Source organism: Synechococcus sp. J7-Johnson, from assembly GCF_024345795.1.
In the GTDB taxonomy this organism is placed as follows: Bacteria; Cyanobacteriota; Cyanobacteriia; order PCC-6307; family Cyanobiaceae; genus Regnicoccus_A.
In genome coordinates this window covers 1-21,532 of sequence record NZ_JAGQBU010000020.1, presented here as the reverse complement: position 1 = coordinate 21,532, position 21,532 = coordinate 1, and the positions used below count along the sequence as shown (strand labels likewise).

At 64.5% G+C, this 21,532-nt stretch carries 16 protein-coding genes and 1 tRNA gene; 10 read left to right on the top strand and 7 right to left on the bottom strand.

What is annotated here, in order from left to right:
- Nucleotides 1-14: 14 nt before the first annotated feature.
- Together KBY93_RS10830 and glgX are read right to left on the bottom strand one after the other, a co-directional pair.
- On the bottom strand, nt 15-1,145 hold the full coding sequence (locus tag KBY93_RS10830) for an SHOCT domain-containing protein (RefSeq protein ID WP_255094406.1): 1,131 nt from the start codon (nt 1,143-1,145) through the stop codon (nt 15-17).
- A 206-nt stretch (nt 1,146-1,351) separates the two neighbouring features.
- Nucleotides 1,352-3,433 (bottom strand): glycogen debranching protein GlgX, encoded by a 2,082-nt coding sequence (glgX, locus tag KBY93_RS10825; protein WP_255094404.1) that lies wholly within the window; start codon nt 3,431-3,433, stop codon nt 1,352-1,354.
- A 161-nt stretch (nt 3,434-3,594) separates the two neighbouring features.
- Between glgX and KBY93_RS10820 the strand changes: the two genes are divergently transcribed.
- The gene (locus KBY93_RS10820; protein WP_255094402.1) at nt 3,595-5,511 is read left to right on the top strand and encodes a transketolase C-terminal domain-containing protein; all 1,917 of its coding nucleotides are present in this window, start codon (nt 3,595-3,597) and stop codon (nt 5,509-5,511) included.
- 6 nt (nt 5,512-5,517) lie between these two features.
- Here the strand turns inward: KBY93_RS10820 and KBY93_RS10815 are convergent, their stop codons facing one another.
- Both KBY93_RS10815 and acsF read right to left on the bottom strand, forming a co-directional pair.
- Nucleotides 5,518-6,279: a glycosyltransferase gene (locus KBY93_RS10815; RefSeq protein WP_255094401.1), complete on the bottom strand. Its 762-nt coding sequence runs from the start codon at nt 6,277-6,279 to the stop codon at nt 5,518-5,520.
- Complete coding sequence (acsF, locus tag KBY93_RS10810) at nt 6,276-7,304, bottom strand: magnesium-protoporphyrin IX monomethyl ester (oxidative) cyclase (RefSeq protein ID WP_255094399.1); 1,029 nt, start codon at nt 7,302-7,304, stop codon at nt 6,276-6,278. The genes KBY93_RS10815 and acsF overlap by 4 nt, the downstream gene beginning before the upstream one ends.
- Before the next feature lie 131 nt (nt 7,305-7,435).
- Between acsF and KBY93_RS10805 the strand changes: the two genes are divergently transcribed.
- Genes KBY93_RS10805 through KBY93_RS10780 form a run of 6 tightly spaced genes read left to right on the top strand, consistent with a single transcriptional unit; the run spans nt 7,436 to nt 13,783 of the window.
- Nucleotides 7,436-7,741, top strand: coding sequence for a helix-turn-helix transcriptional regulator (locus KBY93_RS10805; RefSeq protein ID WP_255094397.1), 306 nt, complete (start codon nt 7,436-7,438; stop codon nt 7,739-7,741).
- A complete protein-coding gene (locus KBY93_RS10800; protein WP_255094396.1) occupies nt 7,741-8,424 on the top strand; it encodes a pentapeptide repeat-containing protein in 684 nt (227 codons plus the stop codon). Before KBY93_RS10805 ends, KBY93_RS10800 begins: the two co-directional genes overlap by 1 nt.
- A 17-nt stretch (nt 8,425-8,441) precedes the next feature.
- Complete coding sequence (locus tag KBY93_RS10795; protein WP_255094395.1) at nt 8,442-9,587, top strand: HlyD family secretion protein; 1,146 nt, start codon at nt 8,442-8,444, stop codon at nt 9,585-9,587.
- The gene (locus KBY93_RS10790; protein ID WP_255094394.1) at nt 9,565-11,529 is read left to right on the top strand and encodes an ATP-binding cassette domain-containing protein; all 1,965 of its coding nucleotides are present in this window, start codon (nt 9,565-9,567) and stop codon (nt 11,527-11,529) included. The genes KBY93_RS10795 and KBY93_RS10790 overlap by 23 nt, the downstream gene beginning before the upstream one ends.
- On the top strand, nt 11,526-12,650 hold the full coding sequence (locus tag KBY93_RS10785) for an ABC transporter permease (RefSeq protein ID WP_255094393.1): 1,125 nt from the start codon (nt 11,526-11,528) through the stop codon (nt 12,648-12,650). The genes KBY93_RS10790 and KBY93_RS10785 overlap by 4 nt, the downstream gene beginning before the upstream one ends.
- Nucleotides 12,647-13,783: an ABC transporter permease gene (locus KBY93_RS10780; protein ID WP_255094392.1), complete on the top strand. Its 1,137-nt coding sequence runs from the start codon at nt 12,647-12,649 to the stop codon at nt 13,781-13,783. The genes KBY93_RS10785 and KBY93_RS10780 overlap by 4 nt, the downstream gene beginning before the upstream one ends.
- 53 nt (nt 13,784-13,836) lie before the next feature.
- On the opposite strand, the gene KBY93_RS10775 is transcribed toward KBY93_RS10780, so the two are convergent.
- Nucleotides 13,837-15,000, bottom strand: a complete 1,164-nt coding sequence (locus KBY93_RS10775) for a glycoside hydrolase family 10 protein (RefSeq protein WP_255094390.1) — start codon at nt 14,998-15,000, stop codon at nt 13,837-13,839.
- 87 nt (nt 15,001-15,087) lie between these two features.
- Nucleotides 15,088-15,172: transfer RNA gene (locus KBY93_RS10770), tRNA-Ser, on the bottom strand.
- Nucleotides 15,173-15,279: 107 nt separating this feature from the next.
- Here KBY93_RS10770 and folP point away from each other — a divergent pair.
- The gene (gene folP, locus KBY93_RS10765) at nt 15,280-16,167 is read left to right on the top strand and encodes a dihydropteroate synthase (RefSeq protein ID WP_255094389.1); all 888 of its coding nucleotides are present in this window, start codon (nt 15,280-15,282) and stop codon (nt 16,165-16,167) included.
- 12 nt (nt 16,168-16,179) lie between these two features.
- Here the strand turns inward: folP and katG are convergent, their stop codons facing one another.
- Nucleotides 16,180-18,369 (bottom strand): catalase/peroxidase HPI, encoded by a 2,190-nt coding sequence (gene katG / locus KBY93_RS10760; RefSeq protein WP_255094388.1) that lies wholly within the window; start codon nt 18,367-18,369, stop codon nt 16,180-16,182.
- Nucleotides 18,370-19,486: 1,117 nt separating this feature from the next.
- Between katG and KBY93_RS10755 the strand changes: the two genes are divergently transcribed.
- Both KBY93_RS10755 and KBY93_RS10750 read left to right on the top strand, forming a co-directional pair.
- The gene (locus tag KBY93_RS10755) at nt 19,487-20,590 is read left to right on the top strand and encodes an OFA family MFS transporter (RefSeq protein WP_399223019.1); all 1,104 of its coding nucleotides are present in this window, start codon (nt 19,487-19,489) and stop codon (nt 20,588-20,590) included.
- An 83-nt stretch (nt 20,591-20,673) separates the two neighbouring features.
- Entirely contained in the window at nt 20,674-21,372 is a 699-nt protein-coding gene (locus KBY93_RS10750; protein ID WP_255094386.1) for a sulfite exporter TauE/SafE family protein, read from the top strand.
- Nucleotides 21,373-21,532 lie beyond the last annotated feature (160 nt).

Sequence of the window (21,532 nt, the reverse complement as noted above, 5' to 3'; positions counted from 1 at the left end):
GAAGTTCTCTGGATCTACAACCGGCTGAGCAGTTCGGTCTTCTTGGCCGTGAACTCTTCATCGGTGAGGATTCCCTTTTGCTTGAGTTCACCGAGGCGCTCAAGGGCGCTCAGCACATCTGCTTCGCCGGACACTGCAGTTCCGCCGGGACGCTCGGGCGTGGCAGCCACGGGCCGCAGGCTCGAGAGGCTGAGCAGACCTTCCGGAGTGACGAACACAGGATCCCCCTTTGATGAGCCCTGGGCCAGCCCGGTGATCGGTTGGTCCTGAACGTCATAGAGGTTGACCGTGCCATTCAGGTCAACGGCGAGACGGCCCGGCTCGGAGAAATAGGCGTAGCGAACTTCATCCTGGGATCCCGAGGCATTCGGTGTCCCCAGTTCCGCCGGCCACCAGCATGGTGTCGGCTGGATCGGCTGCATGGCCTGAAACGCCTGCTGGCCCGCCACGCTGCTCTGCTGCTGGCTTCCCGTTCCCGAACTCTGGGCCTGATGCGATCCAGCGGACATCGTCGAGAGGGACGTCAGGCTGACGCTGCCCGACGGTGTGCTGAACACCACTCCGCCGCTCCCTTGTTGCTGGGAGAACCCGCCGATCTGGTGATCTCCCGTTTCATAGACATCGACCTTGCCGTTCACGTCGACGGCGACGCGGCCGGAATCGGAGAAATAGGCATAGCGGACATTGTTCTGGGCACCGGTGGCATTGGGGGTGCCCAATTCGGGAGGCCACCAGGTGTCCCGGGGATCTGGCCTGAACAGACTGGGGCCACCCGCATGGCCACTGAAGCTCATCTGCTGACCGCCGCCGTTGATCTGCTGCTGGTGGCCGCTGCCGCTCTGGGACTGCGACTGAAAACTTCCGAGTGGAAACAGCTCGCTCTGGGTTGACAGCACATCGGAGATGGCCTGGCAGAGCCCATCCACCCGCGCCTTGAGCGCGTTGTTGAACATATCGCCAAGCATCATCATCCCGCCCTTCATCCATTGCCCTGACCCGGCGAATTCGGGGTGACTGAACTGGGCCATGCCGCCTCTGCCCTTGAGCATGGCGTACATCATGTGGCTGACGGCATCCTGGCTGAAGCCATAACGCTGGGCCAGGTCGTTTGCGACCTTCAGGCCTTCGGCAGTGAGTTGTTCCATTTATACGGAGAACATTGCTCCAGGGCTGGACTCAAGCGCCCCTCCTGGATGCAACGTGAAAGAAGCAGTGATTTTTTATCACTTTAACGTATCACCACTCAGACCCTGGCGATGCAGCGCTTCAATCAGAAGAAAAGTGCCATGCCGAACATTTCACCTGAACCCATCATGGTTCTGATTCGGTGAAGCATCCAAATGACGACGCATCACGGTTTCGCCTGATCCAGGAGGGCGAAGACAGCCACCAGCGAGCGCGGTTCGACCCGTTGATGGGTCGTCGTCAGCGCAGGCGCCGAGGCCCAGTCGTGAATGTCCTCAGGGCTCGATCGGGCGGTGTCGATCCAGCACCGCCAGGGAGTGGTGCTGCCATCAGCCGGTGGCAGCTCGAAGCACAGGTCCTCCCAGAACGCATTCACCATCAGGTGCACCATGAAGCGGTTGCCGATGCTGCGGATCGTCACGGCCAGGGACCGGGATGACTCACTCCAGTCGGGCTGGCCCACCGCCACCCCATGCCAGTCGATCCGGCTCTCGCGCAGCAGGTCGTTGAGGCTCATCCGCCGCTGATCGATCACCACCTCCCGCTGCATCCGGGCGGCGATCAGCAGTTTCACGAAGCGATGAACGTCAGCGTGACGCTTCAGCAGCGACCAGTCGAACCAGCTGAGCGGGTTGTCCTGGCAGTAGGCGTTGTTGTTGCCCGACTGGCTCCGGCACACCTCATCACCCATCGCCAGCATCGGTGAGCCGATCGCCAGCAGCAGCACCGCCAGAACGTTGCGGATCTGCCGCTGACGCAGCGCCTGAACGGCGGGATCGCTGGTGGGCCCCTCAGCACCGCAGTTCCAGCTGGCGTTATCAGCCGCACCGTCGCGATTCCCCTCGCCATTCGCCTCGTTGTGCTTGTCGTTGTAAGCCACCAGATCGGCCAGGGTGAAGCCGTCGTGGCAGGTGATGAAGTTGACGCTCTGCTCCGCTTCCCGCTCCTCGTGGCCGTAGAGGTCGGGGCTGCCCAGCAGCCGCATGGCCGCCTTGGGCACCTGACCCGCATCCCCCTTGAGGAAGCGGCGCAGATCATCGCGGAACTGGCCATTCCATTCCTGCCAGCTGTCGCCGATGAAGCTGCCCACCTGATATAGGCCTGCCGCGTCCCAGGCCTCGGCAATCAGCTTGGTGCCGGCGAGCGCCGGATCGGTCTCGATGTCGAACAGCACCGGCGGCAGCCGCAGCGGCTGGCCGGTTTCATCGCGGGAGAGCACCGAAGCCAGATCGAAGCGGAATCCATCCACATGCATGCACTGCACCCAGTGGCGCAGGCTGTGGCGAATCAACCGGCGCACCACCGGGTGATTTGCGTTGAGCGTGTTGCCGCAGCCGCTGAAGTTGGCATAGCGGCTGCGGTCGGCCTCCAGGTGGTAGTAGGCCTCGTTGGCCAGGCCGCGAAAGCAGAAGCTGGGCCCGCGCTCATCCCCTTCGGCGGTGTGGTTGTACACCACGTCGAGAATCACCTCGATGCCGGCGCGGTGCAGGGCTTTCACCATGTCGCGGAATTCGTCGAGCGGCGCCAGCGGATCCCGGCGGGAGCAGTAGCCGCTGTGGGGAGCCAGCAAGGAAACGGGTGAATAGCCCCAGTAGTTGCTGAGCCCAGCGGGTGCATCGAGGGGATCGAACTGAAACACCGGCAGCAGCTCCACCGCCGTGATGCCCAGATCCAGCAGGTAGGGGATCTTCTCCACCAGGCCGGCATAGGTGCCGGCCCGCTCCGGGGCCACTCCCGAGCTGGGGTGACGGGTGAAGCCCCTCACATGCAGTTCGTAGATCACCGTCTCGGCATGGGAGCGCTGCAGCGGCCGGTCACCCTCCCAGTCGTAGAGGGTGGGGTCGGCCACCACGCTCTTCATCGCGGTGGCATGACCATCGGCGCTGGAGCGGCCCTGGGCGCGCCGGTAACCAGCGGGGGTGACGACCGCCAGCCCATAGGGATCGAGCAGAAGGTTGCGCTCATCGAAACGAAGACCCAGCTCCGGCCGCTGGGGTCCCGAGACCCGATAGCCATAGATCTGGCCGGCGCCGATGCCATCGACCCGGCAGTGCCAGTAGTGGTAGGAGCGGTGCCGGGCGGGATCAAGAGGCACCACCCGGGAAGGTTCAGCTCCATCCTCCCGGTCGAACAGCAGCAGCTCGACGGCGGTGGCGTATTTGGAGTAGAGGCTGAAGTTCACTCCACCGCCCCAGACCGTGGCGCCGAGGGGCGCACTGCGGCCGTTCCAGATGGTCGTCGATCCCATGACCTGAGGCGCCGGCCTGTGCGTGACGATTTCATCCTCTGACCTCAGCGGCGAGCCAGCCGCTGATTCGCAACAGAGTGATCGGCCCATATCGGGTTCGTTCATGACAGCGGCGAGCCCGCTCAGAAGTGCTGGAATGCGCCCACTCCCTGAGCGCTGCCATGACCGCCACCATCACCACCCCATTCCCGATCGATCTGGATGCCTTCCAGCCGCTTGCTCTTGATCCGGATCAGCCCAGCCTGAGCGCCAGCCAGCGGGAGGCGCTGAAAGCCAACATCCAGCTCTGCCGCGACGCGATCATCTTCTTCACCGCCACCGGTGCGGCCCGGGGCGTGGGCGGTCACAGCGGCGGTCCCTTCGACACGGTGCCGGAGGTGATGATCCTCGATGCCTTTTTCCGCGGCGCGCCGGACCGGTTCCTGCCGGTGTTCTTCGATGAGGCCGGCCACCGGGTGGCCACCCAGTACCTGATCAGCGTGCTGCGGGGCGAGCTGCCGGCCGAGGCGCTGCTGCAGTACCGCGCCGCCCACTCCAGGCTGCCGGGCCATCCGGAGCTGGGTTTCACCCCTGGCGTGCAGTTCAGCTCGGGCCGGCTCGGGCACCTCTGGCCGTTCGTGAACGGCGTCGCCCTGGCCCACCCCGGCAAAACCCTGTTCTGCCTCGGCTCCGACGGCGCCCAGCAGGAGGGCGATGACGCCGAGGCGGCCCGCTTCGCGGTGGCCCATGGGCTCAACGTGAAGCTGGTGATCGATGACAACGACGTGACGATCGCCGGCCACCCCTCCCAGTATCAGCCCGGCTACGACCTCGAGCGCACCCTCGGCGGCCATGGCCTGGCCACCCTGTGCGGCGACGGCGAGGACCTTGACGATCTGCATGGCCGCCTCTGCCGCGCCGTGGGCACGAACGGCCCCGTCGCGGTGATCAACAAGCGTCCGATGGCGGTGGGGATCAAGGGTCTAGAGGGCACAACCCACGGCCACGACGTGATCCCGGTGGACCTGGCGATCGCTTACCTGGAGCAGCGCGGCCAGGACGGGGCCGCCACCTATCTCAAGGGCATCGTCAAACCCGCCAATCCCGCCACCTTCCTCGGTTCAGGCCAGCGCCTTGAGGCCAACCGCAACGTGTTCGGCGATGCGGTGGTGGAGATCCTGGGCGCCATGACGCCTGAAACCCGCAAAGCCAGCGTGCTGGTGGTGGACAGCGACCTGGAGGGCTCCTGCGGCCTGACCCAGATCCGCAAGGCCCATCCGGAGATCTTCGTGAGTGGCGGCATCATGGAGCGGGCCAACTTCTCCGCGGCCGCCGGATTCGGTATGGAGGCCGGCCGCCAGGGGATCTTCGCCACCTTCAGCGCCTTCCTGGAGATGATCATCTCCGAGGTCACCATGGCGCGGCTGAACGGCGCCAATGTGCTGAGTCACTTCTCCCATGCCGGCATCGACGACATGGCCGATAACACCTGCCATTTCGGCCTCAACAACTGCTTTGCCGACAATGGACTGGAGGAGAACGACAGCACCCGCCTCTATTTCCCGGCTGATGCGGCCCAGATGAAGGCCTGCGTGAAGGCCGTGTTCGCTGATCCCGGCCTGCGCTTCATCTTCTCCACCCGCTCAAAGGTACCCAATCTGCTTGATGCCGCCGGCAACGAACTGCACGGTGAGGGCTACAGCTTTGAGAGCGGCAAAGATGAGCTGGTGCGGGAGGGCAGCGCCGGCTATGTGGTGAGCTTCGGTGAGTGCCTCTACCGCGCCCTTGATGCCGTGGAGCGGCTGCGGGCCGAGGGACATGATGTGGGTCTGATCAACAAACCCACCCTCAATGTGGTGGATGAAGCGATGCTCGCCAAAGCGGGCGCCTCACCCTTCGTGCTGGTGGTGGAATCCTTCAACCGCCGCACCGGCCTCGGCAGCCGCTACGGCACCTGGTTACTGGAGCGGGGCTTCACCCCCCGCTACGGCCACCTGGGCACCCACAAGGAAGGTTGCGGCGGCCTCTGGGAACAGTTCCCCCACCAGGACCTCGATCCCGACGGGATCATCAGCCACGTCAAGGGCCTGCTGGGCTGAGGCAGATCACCCGTTCCTGTTGCTGACAAGGGGATCAGGCGCTGAAGCGTGAGACGTGAATGGTGAAGGGGGTGCCGCCAGGGGACTGTTCATGGCCTCGCGGGCCTCAAGCCAGCGCTGGGATTCGGGCATGTCCAGGCAGTCATCGAACCAGGGGCCGCCCAGTGTGTAGTGCAGCACCTTCGCTGCGGCCGGAATCGGTTGCACCCCCACCAGCACGTTCCACTCCGGCGGCAGTTCGCCGATCTCCCCGTCCGCCAGCCAGCGGAACTGGTGCAGCTCCAGCCCCGTGGCCGTGTTCACGAACTCCGGTGTCAGCGCCTTGCAGCGCTCGCAGTTGAACAGCACCACCGACGACCAGTTCTTGCGGCCATAGGGCGTCTGCGGCATGCCCTGGAACTTCAGCCCCTCCTCACACTCGTGCTGGTGCTTCACCACCTGAACCGCCATGCTCTCGTCGCGCAGCGCCCAGAGTTCGGCGATGTCGCCCAGGCAGAGCATGTCGGCGTCGATGAACAGGGCCCAGCCCTGGTAGCCGGCCAGCCAGGGCACCAGGAAGCGGCTGAAGGAGAAATCGGTGCTCTGCTTCGGGTCACGCTCCCGGGTGTACACGCCCCTGAGCTGATCGAGCCGCACCTGGCCGATCTGCATCGGGATGCTGGCGTGGGCCTGGAACGAGGCGGTGAGCACGTTCACGGCCACCTCTTCGCGGCGGTCGTAGCCGATGAAGACCCGCGCCACTGGGGCGCGCTCGAGGTCGTGGGTCATGCCGCTGAAGCCGGAACCATCGGCTGCAGGAATTGCTGGAGCAGCAGCTGCCCGAAGCGCAGCCGCCGACCCAGTTGGCTCAGGGGGCCGGCGCCCTCGACCTTGCCGGCCTGCAGCTCGCGGTGGCAGGCCACCATCCGGTCGCGCAGTTCCAGGTAGCGGCTGCCCTCCAGGTCGAACACCCAGGGAAAGGCGCGGCGGGCGGTGCGGTTGGTCTGGCGCATCACCTCGGCATCGAAGGCGGCGGGATCCATGCCCAGCAGACGGTAGAAGTCGCCCCGCTCGCACACCGTCAGGCTGTGGGTGAGGAACACACTCCAGAGGAAGAAGCGGCTGAGCAGCCGTCCGCGCAGGCCATGGCGCAGGCCGGGCCAGCAACGGATCAGCATGTTGAAGATGTCGCCGTGGCGGTTCTCGTCCTGGCACCAGGGTTCGAAGAAATCAAACAGCGGCGTAAAATTATTATCTGGACTCGCCTTGAGATGGCGATCGATCAGGATGTAACGCCAGTAGCCTATTTTCTCGGAAAGAAACACGCTGTAGAGCACCCAGCTGAGCGGGAACCAGGTGATCGGCCGCCTGGTGCTGAGCTTGGGCAGATCGAGCGTGATGCCCTCGGCGACCAGCGCCCGGTTGAGGAAGCCGGCATGGCGGGCCTCATCCCGCGCCATCAGCTGGAACAGGCGTCCGAGCTCGGGGCGCTCCGCCTGGAAGAGGCGCCTGGAGAGTTCCTTGAACAGCAGGAATCCCGAGAACTCCGACACGCAGGAGCGGACCAGGTAGCTCTCATAGGCCTCCTTCTCCTCGGGGCTGAGGTCCTTGAGACGGTCCAGCGGTGCCTTGCGATCGAAGTGGTCGCGGTTGTAGTCGGCCTCCATTTCGTTGAGCATCGCCTCGAAGGCCGGCCGCTGGCCATTGAGGTCGGTGCGGGCCGCCTTCTCGATCTCGGTGGTGTAGAAGCGCGGCGTGAGCAGGTCCTCGCGCAGGTGCGGGGTGGTGGCCGGGGCTGCAGTGGCGGTGGTCATCGGCGGGGGTGCGCTCTGACGCGAAATGCATAACGACAGCATGATACTACGAAAAGCCGTCTTTGCATTCCAGCGTTGCTGCGGCAGCGCGCTAAAGTTTGTTTCAGCCTGTGCTCCCGCGTGACGCCGCCATGGAAGCCCTTGCCGAATACTTCAAGGTGTTCTCCGAGCCCAACCGCCTCACGGTTCTGGAGGCTCTGCGCTCCGGAGCCCTCAATGTCACGGCAGTGGTGGAGAAGACCGGCCTCAGTCAGGCGCTGGTCTCGAAGCACCTCAAGTTGCTGATGATCGCCGGTGTGGTGCGTCGCCGGCCCGAAGGCAGCCTCGTGTTCTACGACGTGATCGACAAGGGGGTGTTCCGGCTGATGGCCCAGGCCGAAAAGCTGCTGCTGGCGGCCCGCCGCCAGCAACTCGATGATCTGGCGGCGATTTTCTGATGACCACAACAGCCACCCCCCCGCCGCCGCTGCCCACTTCAATCGAGGAGCTGCGCCAGGCCCTTGCCAGTGGCCGCCGCAGTTTCATCGGTCTGCGCCTGCCCGATGTCGACGGCCTCCACCTCGATCTTTCCGGCTGCGATCTGAGCCTGGGCTGCTTCCGCGAGGCGCGCTTCGGCCATGCCTGCCTGCGCGAGGCCCATGTGGAGGGCGCCAGCTTTCAGCAGGCCCTGATCTGGGGCGCCGATCTCTCCGGTCTGCAGGCAGCTGGTTCCAGCTGGCAGGAGGCCGACCTCTCGGGATCCCGCCTGCAGCGGGCCGATTTCAGCCGTGCCCTGCTCCACCGCTGCTGCCTGCGCGGGGTGGTGGCCGCCAACAGCCGCTGGCGCGAGGCTCGGCTGGTGGAGGCCGATTTCCGCTCCGGGCTCGACCAGCACACCGATCTGGGCGGCGCCGACTTCGAGGGTGCTGATCTCAGCTACGCCCAGTTCCAGGGTGCCCAGCTGCGCGGCGCCAGCCTGCGCGGGGCCTGCCTCTACGGCACCAACCTGCGCGAGGCCGATCTGACCGGTGCCGATCTCAGCGGCTGTGATCTGCGCGACTGCCAGCTGGTCGGCAGCGATCTCAGCGGCGCCTGCCTGGAGGGCAGCCGCCTGCCCGCCGGCGACTCGGGGTGCGCCTGACGTTGCAGCCCCTCGCCTTGTCCAGGCGGCAGCAGCTGCTGATCGGCGCCGGCCTCGCCCTTGCGGCCGCCGGCCTGGCGGGCTGGCTGTGGCTGGGACGATCCAGCGACGGCCCCCTGAAGCTGAGCGGGCGGATCGAGGGCTACGAAACCGATCTCGGCGCCCGGATCGGCGGCCGTGTGGCTGAGGTCACGGTCCGGGAAGGGGAGCGCGTGAAGGCTGGGCAGTTGCTGGTTCGCCTCGACGACGAGGAGGTGCTCGCCCGCCTGCGTGGTGCCCAGGCAAGGCTGGCCTCCGCTCGTCAGCAGCTGAACCAGAGCCGCTTCCAGATCGATGTGGTCGACAGCCAGATCCGCGAATCCCGCCTGACCGTGGCTCAGGCCGAGCAGGACAACTTGGGACGTGTGGATCAGGCCAGGGCCAACCTGGCGAGTGCCGAAGCCCAGCTGGCCCAGACCCAGGCCCAGCAACGCCTGGCGAAGGTCACCCTGGGGCGCACCGAGTCGCTGGTGCGGCAGGGCGCCGCTTCACCCCAGTCGCTCGATCAGGACCGCACTGCCCTCGAAACATCCGAGGCCGCGGTGACCGCCCAGCAGCGCCAGGTGGAGGCGACCCGCGGCGCCTTGGCCCTGGCGGCTTCGACGGGTCTCAATCCATCGATCCGCTCGGCCCAGCTCCGGGCCCTGAGCGAGCAGCGCCAGCGCGCCCTGGCCGGGGTGCGGGCTGCCCAGAGCGATGTGCGCAGCGCCCAGGCGGCTGAGCAGCAGGTGAAGGCGGAAGCCGCCTACCTGAGGATTCACTCGCCCCTGGCTGCCGTTGTGATCTCCCGCAGTGTCGAGCCCGGCGCCGTGGTGGCCAGCGGCCGCACCCTGCTCACCCTGTTGGATCCCGCCACGGTGTACCTGCGCGGCTTCATTCCCCAGGGGGAGATCGGGCGGGTGCGCCTGGGACAGCAGGCCCGGATCTACCTGGATTCGGACCCCCGCCGGCCATTGGCGGCGCGGGTGGCGGAAGTCGATGCCCAGGCCTCCTTCACCCCCGAGACCATCTATTTCCAGCGCGACCGCGTCAGGCAGGTGTTCGGCCTGAAGCTGGCCATCGAGGATCCGGCCGGATACGCCAAACCAGGAATGCCTGCCGATGCCGAGATCCTCACCCCCTGATCCCGCTCACCACAACGCCAGCCGGAGCGCGGCCGGCGTTGTGGTGAGCGTGGAGGATCTGCACAAGTGCTACGGCAACCGCCCGGCCGTGGCCGGCCTGGACTTCAGGGTGAGCGAAGGCGAGATCTTCGGCCTGATCGGCCCCGATGGCGCCGGCAAGACAACCACCTTCCACATCCTCGCCGGGGTGATCGAGCCCAGCGGCGGCCAGGTGCGTGTGCTTGGCCTCCCTCCCCGCGAGGCCCGCGAGCGGGTCGGCTATCTCACTCAGCAGTTCTCCCAGTACCCCGACCTCAGCGTTGAGGAAAACCTGCGCTACGTGGCCGGCCTGCGGCTGGTGTCCCCAGCTCTCTGGCGGGAGCGGCGCACTCCCCTGCTCAGGCGCCTGGGTCTGGAGCCCTTCGCCGATCGCCTGGCCAGCCAGCTCTCCGGTGGCATGAAGCAGAAGCTGGCCCTCTGCTGCGCCCTGATCGACAGGCCACGCCTGCTGTTGCTCGACGAACCCACCACCGGGGTGGACCCGATCTCGCGCCGCGATTTCTGGGACGTGCTCGCCACCCTGGCGGAGGAGGGGGTCACGATCGTGATCGCCACCCCCGATCTGGTGGAAGCCGAGCGCTGCCACCGCATCGCCCTGCTGCAGCAGGGGAGGATCGAGAGCCTGGACACGCCGGCCGCCGTGAAGCAGGGGCTGGGGCTGAGCCGGCTGGAACTGAGGGGGGCCGCGTCGGCTGCGGCCGAACCGCTGCTCAGTGGTGGAGCGATCGTCGATGTGCAGACCTTCGGCGACCGGCTCGATCTGCTCGTGAACGATGCGGCCACGGGAGAAGCCCAGGTGCGGGAGCTGTTCCGCCGTCAGGGGTTGCCGCTGCAGGAGCTGCTGGTCACCGCCCCCACCCTGGAGAACGTGGTCGTGATCAGCCAGCGCCGCCGCTCCGGGGAGCTGCCACTGCTGCCTTTCCCGGGGGTGCAGGGCAGCAGCCGGCGCCGCGCCGATCCCGCCATCGCCGCACGGGGCCTCAGCCGCCGCTTCGGGGCTTTCGAGGCCGTGCGCCAGCTGACGCTGGAGATCCGCTACGGCGAGATCTTCGGTCTGCTGGGGGCCAACGGTGCCGGCAAGACCACCACGATCAAGATGCTCTGCGGCCTGCTGGCCCCCAGCTCCGGCGAGATCGTGCTGGCGGGGGAGTCGAAGTTGCTGCGTGGCCCCGATCTGCTGCGCCGGATCGGCTACATGAGCCAGAAGTTCACCCTCTACGACGACCTCTCGATCCGGGAAAACCTGGAGTTCTACGCCGGCGTCTACGGCATCCCGGGTCCCCTGCGTCAGCCCCGCATCGACTGGGTGATCGCCAGCTGTGGGCTGAAGGGGCAGGAGCAGCTGCTCACCGCGAAGTTGCCCGGGGGCTGGAAGCAGCGGGTGGCCTTCGGCGCCGCCGTGCTGCACGATCCAGAAGTGCTCTTCCTGGATGAGCCCACCTCAGGGGTGGATCCCCTGGCGCGGCGGCAGTTCTGGAGCCTGATCAACGCCTTTGCCCGCCGGGGCACAGCCATCCTCGTGACCACCCACTACCTGGAGGAAGCGGAGCAGTGCAACCGGCTCTGCTTCATGGTGGCCGGCGAAAAAGTGATCGAGGGCAGCCCAGGCGCGATCAAGGCTGCCCAGCCGGGCCAGGTGCTTGAACTGGTGCTGCCGCAGGATCAGCTCCAGAGCGCCACCCTTCTGCTGCGGCGGCACTGGCAGCCCTGGCGGGTCAGTCGCTTCGGCGACCGCCTCCATCTGGTGCTGGATGATCCCGAGCGGGAGGTCGAGGGTCTGCAGCTGCTGCTGAGCCAGGCCCAGCTCAGCCTGGAGGGGCTGCGCCGGGTGCCCCATTCCCTTGAAGATGCCTTCATCGGCACCGTGCAGCGGGCCCAGGCGCGAGAAGGGGGGCCCAGATGAGGCGAATCCTGGCCCAGTGCCGCAAGGAGCTGCTGCAGTTCCGCCGCGACCGGCTGACGCTGGGTCTGGCCTTTCTGCTGCCCCTGCTCACCCTGCTCATCTTCGGTTTCGCCATCCGCCTTGAAACCAAGGTGATTCCGATCGTGGTGCAGGACTTCGACCGCAGTCCCCTCAGCGCCGCTTACACCGACCGCCTCTTCGCCACCGATCAGTTCCGGCCCGCCCGCTGGCGGGGCGACGACCCGGTGGCCGATGCGATCGATCGGGGCCTGGCCAAGGCGGCGGTGATCATCCCGCCGGAGTTCAGCCGCCGCCTCAAGGCCGGCCAGCCGGTGGAGGTGCAGGTGCTGGTGGATGGCACCGACACCAACAATGCCCGGGTGATTCGCAACAGCATCCAGGGCACCACGGCGTTCTTTCTCTCCGAGAAGGAGCTGCTCAAGAACCCGCCGCCGGTGCAGGCGCTGACGCGGTTGTGGTTCAACCCCGGTCGCAAGGAATCGCTGTACATCGTGCCGGGGGTCTATGCCGTGGTGCTCTGGATCTTTCCCTCCCTGCTGGCCGCGATCGCGATGGTGAAGGAAAAGGACAAGGGCACGATCCTGCAGGTCTATGCCTCGGGGATCCGTGCGCCGGAGCTGCTGCTGGGCAAGGCCCTGGCATACCTGCTGGTGGGGGTGAGCATGGCCGTTGTGGTGATGGGGCTGGGGGGGCTGATCTTCCAGCTCGGCTTCGCCGGCGACCCGACGCCCCTGCTGGTGGGCACCACGCTCTATCTGGCCGCCGCCGTGCTCTTCGGGCTGCTGCTGGGGGTGCGCAGCGCCAACCAGAATGCGGCTGTGCAGGGAGTGTCGCTGGTGGGGTTCCTTTCCGCCCTGCTGCTCTCGGGCTTCATCTATCCGCTCAGCAACATTCCCCCACCGCTCTCGCTGGTGTCGGCCCTGATTCCGGCCCGTTACTTCATCGTGATCAGCCGTGACGCTTTCGTCAGAGGAACGGGCTGGGCCGGTGTCTGGCTGGATGTGCTGATGATCCTGGCCCTTGCGGCGCTGCTCTATCTGCTCACGCTGCGCTCCCTGGGCTCCCTGCAGCTGGCCGATGGCGGCGGTGGCGGGCCGTGAGGATCCTGCGGCACGGCTGGCGAGTGCTGATGGCCAGTCGCCTCTGGGCCCTGCTGCGCAAGGAGGTCCAGCAGATCCTGCGCGACCGGCAACTGATCAAGTTGCTGATCATTCCCCCCACCCTGCAGCTGCTGATCTACGGCTTCGCCCTCAACCCAGAGGTGCACAACCTCAAGCTGGGGGTGGTCGATTACGCCCAGGTTGCGGCGAGTCGGGAGCTGGTGTCGGCCCTCACCGCCAACCGGATCTTCCTGGCCTCCTCCTATCCCCGCAGCGAACAGGAGCTGGCCCGGCAGGTGGAGCGCGGAGAGCTGACGGCCGGCCTGGTGATCCCACCGAACTTCAGCAAGCGGCTGGCCACCGGTGACACCGCCCGGGTGCAGGTGTTCATCGATGGGGTCGACGCCAACAGCGCCGGCATCGCCAGCGGTTACATCCAGCAGATCCTGCGCCGGTTCCGGCCGGAGGCGGGGGTTTTGCCGCCCACTCCGCCGGTGCGCACCCAGGTGCGCTTTCTCTACAACCCCGGGCTGACCAGCAGCTGGTTCTTCGTGCCCGGGGTGATCGGTCTGGTGCTCACCCTGATCGCCACCCTGGTGTCGGCGGTGACGCTGGTGCGCGAGAAGGACAGTGGCACGCTCGAGCAGCTGCTGATGACCCCAGCTGGCGCCTGGGAGATCCTGCTGGCCAAGATCCTGCCCCTGGTCGTGTTGCTGATGGGGGATGTGCTGCTGGCCCTGTTGCTCGGCCGGCTGGTGTTCGGTGTGCCCATCCGGGGCGATCCGTTATTGCTGCTGGCCCTCTCGGGGCTGTATCTGTTCGTGGGGATCGGCGTGGGGATCATGCTGGCCACGGTCTGCCGCTCCCAGCAGCAGGTGATGCTCACGGCCTTCTTCATCACCTTGCCGATGGTGCAGACCTCCGGCGCGATCGCGCCGATCGAGAGCATGCCGGCCTTCTTTCAGGCCCTCTCCCTGCTAAATCCCCTGCGCCATTACATCGCCATCCTGCGGGGACTGTTGCTCAAGGGTGTCGGTCTTGAGGCACTCTGGCCCCATGCCCTGGCCCTGCTGGTGATGGCGCCGCTGTTGATGGCCATCAGTGTCTCGCGCTTCCGCAGCCAGCTGAGCTGATCGGTGGCTTTGATCGGCGCCTTGTCTCCTGAGACGTTGCTTCCCCTGGGGCCTCAGATGGGCGTCCGGGGCGCAGGGCTGGGGAACAGGGACAGGAAGCCCTCGCGGCGCAGGTCTTCCGCTTCGGGGGTGGCAGTCCAGAGCGATTCGAAATAGAAGAAAGCCACCCCCATGCCGTTCTGGCGGACCGTCTGCACCTGATCCTTAATCAGCTGCATCGGAGCGGGCTTGGTGCGCAGCCCTGTCATCACGCCGATCGCGGTGGGGATTTTCTTCCGGGTTTCCGCGAGCTCGGGGCGCGCCACCTCGGCCGCAAAGCTGGCGACGTCGGGGCGGTAAAGCTGCACGATCACTTCATCGACGATATTGCGCCGCACCCAGCCCAGCCAGTCCTGCAGTTGCAGCTTGTAGGCGAAGTCGTAGTAGTTGGGGGAAACGGAGACGATCGACTTGGGCTTTTTGGCATTCACGGCCTTGTCCAGCTGGACTATGAAGGCCGTGATCTTGTCGGCTCGCCACTTGATCCAGGCCTGATCCATGGGGTTGCTGGGTACCGGACGCTTGGTCTCCTTGGTGTAGAGCGCTTTGGTGTAACTGTCGTAGCCGAATTCATTGGGCAGGCTCATGTGGTCATCGAACTGGATGCCATCGCCGTCGTAGTTGCCCACCACTTCCAGCACCAGCTCGGTGATGAACTGCTGTACCTCCGGCCTGAAGGGGTTGAGCCACACCACTTCCCCGGCAGCGCTGATCGATGTGCGGCTGCCGTCCTGCCGCTGGGTGAGCCAGCTGGGGTGTTGCTGGGCCAGCTCCGAAAATGGTGGAGCCATGAAGCCGAATTCGAACCAGGGGATCACGAGCATCCCTTTGGCGTGGCCCTCACTGATCACATCCGCCAGGATGTCCTGCCCTTCAAGGCCCTTGTAGGAAAACGACTGAATCTTTCGCGCCCTGGTCACCTCACTGGTGTGAATCGCGTAGCCGGAGTTCCAGACCACCGGATAAACGGTGTTGAAATGCATCTCCTTCAGCTGGTCCATCGCGGCCCGCAACTTGGTGCGATCGCGCATGGTGCTCATGTCGTTGGTGGTCATCCACACGCCGCGGATCTCGCTGCGGCTGGCCTGGGCGGCACTGGTTGCGGGCAGGGCCGGCACCATCGCCAGCAGCAGTCCGCAGAGCATCAACACCGGCAGCAGCCATCGCGTTCGTCTCATGGCGCCGTTCTGATCACAAGCCGGCCGACGTTAGCGGCAGTTTCCGCAGCTCTCCAGCGATCGCGGCAGGAGAGCGTGTGCAGGCAACGGAGGGGGCGGGATTCGAACCCGCGGAAGGTTTCCCTTCGCCGGTTTTCAAGACCGGAGCCATCAACCACTCGACCACCCCTCCAGGGGGCTGCCATCGGTCCATGGACCGATGACCCGGTCAGTTTCCCATGGAACCCGGGACGTGGCGGAGGGGGATCAGGATAGGGCGCGCCGACGGCAGTGCCGACCATGGCCTCCAGCAGAACATCGTCTGATCCAGGTCAGCGGGGGGGCGCTCTCCCCTGGGGTTTGCGCACCTACGTGATGGGGGTGATCAATCTCACCCCCGATTCCTTCAGTGATGGTGGCCGCTTCGATCGGCCCGCTGCCGCCCTGCGTCAGGCCCGGGTGATGGTGCGCCAGGGGGCGGAACTGCTCGATCTGGGGGGGCAGAGCACCCGGCCGGGGGCGGTGGAGGTCAGCGCCGAGCAGGAACTTGGGCGGGTCCTGCCGGCCCTGGAGCTGATCCGCTCAGCCTGCGCCGAGGCAGGAGGTCCTCTGCTCTCGATCGACACCTTCCGGGCCCCGGTGGCCGCGGCTGCTCTGGCGGCCGGCGCCCACTGGATCAACGATGTCAGCGGCGGTCGCCGCGACCCCGAGATCCTCTCGGTGGTGGCGGAGTTCGGCTGTCCCTACGTGCTGATGCACAGCCGCGGCGACAGCCGCAGCATGGATGGGCTGGCCGCCTACGCCGATGTGGTGGCCGAGGTGCGTGAGGAGTTGCTGCGCGCCAGCGAGGCGGCTCTGGCGGCGGGGGTCCGGACTGATCAGCTGATCTGGGACCCGGGCCTGGGCTTCGCCAAAACCACCGAGCACAACCTGGCGCTGCTGCGGGGGCTGGCGGACCTGCGCCGCGAAGGTTTCCCCCTGCTGGTGGGGCCTTCGCGCAAACGCTTCATCGGCGCGGTGCTCAACGAACCCAGACCCCGCGCGCGGCTGTGGGGCACGGCGGCTGTCTGCGCCCAGGCGATCACGCAGGGTGCCGATGTGCTGCGGGTGCACGATGTGGCGCCGATTGCGCAGACCGCCCGGATGGTGGATGCGATCGTTCGCTCCTCGCCGCCGGTTCCGGATTGAATCGCGGGAGCTTCAGGAGAAGCGATCGAGCGTCATCACCTTGTTCCAGGCCGAAACGAAATCGGCCACGAACTTGGCGGGTCCGTCGTTCTGGGCGTACACCTCCGAGAGGGCCCGCAGCTGGGAGTTGGAGCCGAACACCAGATCAACCCGGGTGCCGCTCCAGCGCAGCTCTCCCGTGTGGCGGTCGCGTCCTTCGAAACTGTCGCCGGCATATGTGCTGGGCGTCCACACCGTGTCCATGTCGAGCAGGTTCACGAAGAAGTCGGTGCTGAGGGTGCCGACGCGATGGGTGAACACGCCATGGGCCGAGCCACCGGTGTTTGCACCCAACACCCTCAGGCCGCCGACCAGCACCGTCAGCTCCGGCGCGCTCAGCCCCAGCAGCTGGGCCCGGTCGATCAGCAGCTCTTCCGCCCGCACCTTGAAGGCCCGCTTCTGGTAGTTGCGGAAGCCGTCTGCCTGGGGCTCCAGCACCGCGAAGGAGGCGGCATCGGTCTGCTGCTGTGAGGCATCGGTGCGGCCTGGGCTGAAGGGCACCTCCACGGCGTGGCCAGCGGCGGCAGCGGCGGCTTCCACTGCCGCGCCACCGGCCAGCACGATCAGATCCGCCAGCGACACCCGGGTGCCATCACCCTGGGCCGCGTTGAAGCTCTGTTGAATCCCTTCCAGCACAGCCAGCACCCGCGCCAGCTGCTCGGGCTGGTTCACTTCCCAGTCTTTCTGGGGCGCCAGGCGCAGGCGGGCGCCATTGGCCCCGCCGCGCTTGTCGGAGCCGCGATAGGTGGAGGCCGATGCCCAGGCCGTCGCCACCAGCTCCGGCACCGTCAACCCCGAAGCCAGCACTCGGACCTTGAGCTCGGCGATGGCAGCGGCGCCGATCAGGGGATGGCCCGTGGCGGGGATCGGGTCCTGCCAGATCAGATCCTCATCCGGTACTTCGGGGCCGAGGTAGAGCACCTTCGGGCCCATGTCGCGGTGGGTGAGCTTGAACCAGGCGCGGGCAAAGGCATCGGCGAAGGCCTGCTGATCCTGGTGGAAGCGGCGAGCGATCGGTTCATAGATCGGATCGAAGCGCAGCGACAGATCCGCGGTGGTCATCATCGGCCTGTGCCGCCTCGTGGGGTCGTGGGCATCGGGGATCAGGTGCTCCTCGCGCACATCCTTCGCCCGCCACTGCCAGGCGCCGGCCGGGCTCTTCTCCAGTTCCCACTCGTAGCCGAAGAGCATCTCGAAGTAGCCCCGGTCCCAGGTGGTGGGGTTGGGTTTCCAGGCGCCCTCGATGCCGCTGGTGGTGGCATCGCCGCCCTTGCCGCTGCCGAAACGGTTGTGCCAGCCCAGCCCCTGCTGCTCGAGGCTGGCCCCTTCCGGTGCGGCTCCCACCAGCTCCGCACTGCCGGCCCCGTGGGCCTTGCCAAAGGTGTGGCCGCCGGCCACCAGAGCCACCGTTTCCTCATCGTTCATGGCCATGCGCGCGAAGGTTTCGCGCACGTCCCGCCCGGATGCCACCGGGTCGGGAACGCCGCCCGGGCCTTCCGGATTCACGTAGATCAAGCCCATCTGCACGGCGGCGAGGGGGTTCTCCAGCTCCCGATCGCCGCTGTAGCGCTCATCGCCGAGCCAGGTTGTTTCCTGGCCCCAGTAGATGTCTTCCTCAGGCTGCCAGATGTCGACGCGGCCGCCGCCGAAGCCGAAGGTGGCAAAGCCCATTGATTCGAGGGCGCAGTTGCCGGCCAGAATGATCAGATCGGCCCAGGAGAGCCGGTTGCCGTAGGTCTGCTTGATCGGCCAGAGCAGCCGCCGGGCCTTGTCGAGGTTGCCGTTGTCGGGCCAGCTGTTGATCGGCGCGAAGCGCTGGTTGCCGGTGCCGCCGCCGCCGCGGCCATCGCCGGTGCGGTAGGTGCCGGCGCTGTGCCAGGCCATGCGGATGAACAGGCCGCCGTAGTGGCCCCAGTCGGCAGGCCACCAGTCCTGGGAGTCGGTCATCAGCGCGAGCAGATCCCGCTTCACGGCAGCGAAATCCAGTTCGTTGAACGCCTGGGCGTAGTCGAACTCAGCCCCGAGTGGATTGGAGGCCGGCGCGTGCTGGTGAAGGATCGAAAGGTTGAGCTGGTGGGGCCACCAGTGCCGGTTGGATTGATCCCCGGCGGTGGTGGGGGCCCCGGAGCGGCCTGCGAAAGGGCACTGGCTGATGGCCGTCATCGTCCGTCTCCTGTTGGTATTGGAAGGAGTTCACCTGTTCGGAACCTAGGCAGACGACCGCCCTGCGGAACCACTGCGTCATATCCCTTAGGGCTCGCACCTTGCCGTGGGCACAGCCATCCAGGACTTTCCCCCGCGAGCTGATGAGGGTGCTGCCTGCCTGCTCGGCAAATCAGGTTTTGGGGTGTATTTATCGCTCGGAAAGGATCATTATCTGGATATGATCTTTTCGCAGATATTGTCTTCGTGTAGACATGATGCATGCTCGGATATGAGCTTTCTTAATCGGCTGCTTCCGCATGGAGTTATTTCGGTGGGAGAGCCAGTCTGCGTAGGCCATTGTCCTGTGACCCCACCAGGTGCAGAAATTGCATCATCAGGTCTGGAAATTGCATCTTGAGGTCAACTCGAGCCTGTTTTTTTCAGCCGAACCGTCAAAATCTGAATCGATGTCCCGTTGCTCCGATGAGTCCAGCAACGTGGCGACTCAGGCCCTGCTGGGCTAGATCGCGGCTGAGATTAAAACCGCCATCCCGGGCGCTGAGTTGCGCCCGTACCTCAACCCAGTTTCCCGAGCAGAGCATGCCCGCATTTGCATCCACTCCAGGTTCATCAGCAAGCAGCAGTTCTTTCTGGATCAGGAACTTGTTCAGAGCAAGCTCACCCCGTTTCTGCGTCTCCGTTACCAGAACGCCATTGCCGATCTTGTGGCTGATCTCGGCAGGACGGAGGACATTTGCCAGCCTTTTTCAGGTTTCCAGAGGTCTCTTTGCCAGAGTTCTGCCTGATGCTTGCTTGGTTGATGCAGGGCTGTCATGATGAGAAGAACGGGCTCCCCAAGTCGATGTGCCTGTTCCGCCTGCTCTGGCTTGCTGACACGGCTGCCATCTTCTGGCAGGAAGGTGATCGGAGTCGATAGTCTGCCATTGCGAATGTAGCTTTTGTTAGTGCGCCTGGCACGCTGGTCCCTGTGACTCTTCATACAACTCACCATCAGCCTCAACTCAAGTTTTTGGGGCAACCTGCGGAGCAAAGTCGATGGCTTCTGATTCCTTTTGGAATCATTATTCTGCTTTGCTTGGGAAGTGTGTATTCCTGGAGTATTTTCAGGACTCCCTTGGAAGGTGAGCTTGGAATCAGTGCCACACAAAGCCTGCTTCCATTTACATTTGGCTTGGTCTTTTATGCTGGCATGATGCCAATTGCAGGTTTTTATATTCCTCGTTTTGGTACTCGTATCACGACAGCTATCGGAGGTATTGTGGTAGGCTTGGGCTATATACTTGCAAGTTTTGCCACTCACGTTGGAGCTCTCGTTGTCACCTATGGAATGATCGCTGGAACAGGTGTGGGTATTGTCTATGGTGTTCCCATAGTGGTCGTTTCTCGCTGGTTTCCTGATAAGAAAGGCCTCGCCGTGGGCTTGACGATTATTGGTTTTGGGCTTTCGCCCTTGATTACGGCTCCTCTTGCCAATCAATTGATTGAAGCCTATACAGTTCGCCCCGCCTTGCGCTTACTTGGTATTGCTTTTACGTTCATCATCCTGGCTATTTCTCTGGTGATGAAGTTGCCACCTAAGGGCTGGCAGCCTCGGCACAATGCTGTTGCTGTTGCTGGCTCAGCCCTGGTCAATACCCGAAACCTATTCCATAATCGATCGTTTTATGGGTTATGGCTCTGTTACGCGATCGGAACCCTGGTCGGCTTGACCGCGATTGGTATTTCCAGTTCAGTCGGGGAGGAAATCATTGATATCAATCCTACTGTGGCAGCCTGGAGCGTGTCTTTATTCGCTTTGTTTAATGGCGTCAGTCGTCCGCTGTTTGGCTGGTTAAGCGATCGGTTCAAGCCCCACTATGTTGCCATATTGTCCTATGCGCTGATCCTTATTGCCTGCGTGCTGATGATCAATGCTGAAGCTGGCCAGGTTGCCACATATCTGGCTGCCTTTTGCCTGTTCTGGTTCTGTCTTGGCGGGTGGTTGGCCATGGCTCCAACCATTACTCTCCGCTTTTTCAATCCCGACAAGTATGCCCAGAATTATGGAATTGTTTTTACTGCCTATGGAGTTGGTGCCTTGATTGGAACTCTATTGGCTGGTCATATTCGAGATCTGTTCGGAAGTTATGATCTTGTCTTTTATCCGATGGCAGTTCTGGCTATGATTGGTGCCGTTATCGCTTGCCTGCTGCTTAAGCGAGAGCGATCTGCTGCCTGACAAGTTTGCGTTGACCTCTTGCAAAAGTGACCTGCGGTGAGTCGTGGACCATGTTTGCTATCTGCAGCGTCCTCTGCCCATGAATGCTGATCACGTCCTGCTGTTGTGCATCGCCATCGGTGGGGTGGCGTTTTTTGTACTCATCTGTTGGTCATGCAGGCGCTTCCGGCTATATCGCCGTCTTGTCGCTGGTCGAGTTGTCACCCAGTGCCATCAAGCCAACCGCGCTGATGCTCAATATTCTTGTGGCGACGATTGCCACATGGCAGTTTGCACGACGCGGCCACTTTTCATGGTCACTATTTTGGCCATTTGCTGTGTTGGCAGTGCCCATGGCGTTTGTTGGTGGCTACCTCAATCTTCCAGTAACCGCATTCAGGCTCATTGTCGGAGTCGTGCTTGTTCTGTCGGCTGTGAGATTCATTGTTGGGCAAAGTGCTGATACGGCATGCTCGCCACCGGCAATTGCCTGCGCAATTCCAATCGGTGCTGGGCTCGGATTGTTATCAGGGCTTACGGGCACGGGTGGCGGGATTTTCCTCACCCCTTTGCTGCTGATGATGCGGTGGTCAACAGTCAAATCTGCTGCAGCCGTGTCGGCATTGTTCATCTTGCTGAATTCTGTGGCTGGTTTATTGGGCAATGTCAGCAGCACGAAAAACTTCCCGACTTTCGCGATCCCTCTGGCGATTGTCGCTGTCGCGGCAGGTTTTGCTGGAGCCCATTTCGGCAGTCACCGATTTCCTCACACCACCATCAAGCGCATTCTCGCCCAGGGCTGATTCAAAGTGTGTCACAGGCGCACTGGCCTGAGTTGCCGGCATGGGGTTCGCTCGGTGGTATCGCCTCCTTCCTGTGCCCGAAACCGCCGCTGCCGCAACTGATCTGGATCTGATCAGTTTCCTGCAGGCGATACCGGATGCCCGCATGCGGCGTGGGGTC

Excerpts from the sequence above, each read along its gene's own strand:
- KBY93_RS10750 (WP_255094386.1), top strand. The coding sequence starts at position 20,674 with ATGCTGATCACGTCCTGCTGTTGTGCATCGCCATCGGTGGGGTGGCGT.
- KBY93_RS10805 (WP_255094397.1), top strand. The coding sequence starts at position 7,436 with ATGGAAGCCCTTGCCGAATACTTCAAGGTGTTCTCCGAGCCCAACCGC.
- glgX (WP_255094404.1), bottom strand. The coding sequence starts at position 3,433 with ATGGGATCGACGACCATCTGGAACGGCCGCAGTGCGCCCCTCGGCGCC.
- KBY93_RS10775 (WP_255094390.1), bottom strand. The coding sequence starts at position 15,000 with ATGAGACGAACGCGATGGCTGCTGCCGGTGTTGATGCTCTGCGGACTG.
- KBY93_RS10785 (WP_255094393.1), top strand. The coding sequence starts at position 11,526 with ATGAGGCGAATCCTGGCCCAGTGCCGCAAGGAGCTGCTGCAGTTCCGC.
- KBY93_RS10800 (WP_255094396.1), top strand. The coding sequence starts at position 7,741 with ATGACCACAACAGCCACCCCCCCGCCGCCGCTGCCCACTTCAATCGAG.
- folP (WP_255094389.1), top strand. The coding sequence starts at position 15,280 with ATGGCCTCCAGCAGAACATCGTCTGATCCAGGTCAGCGGGGGGGCGCT.
- KBY93_RS10790 (WP_255094394.1), top strand. The coding sequence starts at position 9,565 with ATGCCGAGATCCTCACCCCCTGATCCCGCTCACCACAACGCCAGCCGG.
- KBY93_RS10815 (WP_255094401.1), bottom strand. The coding sequence starts at position 6,279 with ATGACCCACGACCTCGAGCGCGCCCCAGTGGCGCGGGTCTTCATCGGC.
- katG (WP_255094388.1), bottom strand. The coding sequence starts at position 18,369 with ATGACGGCCATCAGCCAGTGCCCTTTCGCAGGCCGCTCCGGGGCCCCC.
- acsF (WP_255094399.1), bottom strand. The coding sequence starts at position 7,304 with ATGACCACCGCCACTGCAGCCCCGGCCACCACCCCGCACCTGCGCGAG.
- KBY93_RS10820 (WP_255094402.1), top strand. The coding sequence starts at position 3,595 with ATGACCGCCACCATCACCACCCCATTCCCGATCGATCTGGATGCCTTC.
- KBY93_RS10830 (WP_255094406.1), bottom strand. The coding sequence starts at position 1,145 with ATGGAACAACTCACTGCCGAAGGCCTGAAGGTCGCAAACGACCTGGCC.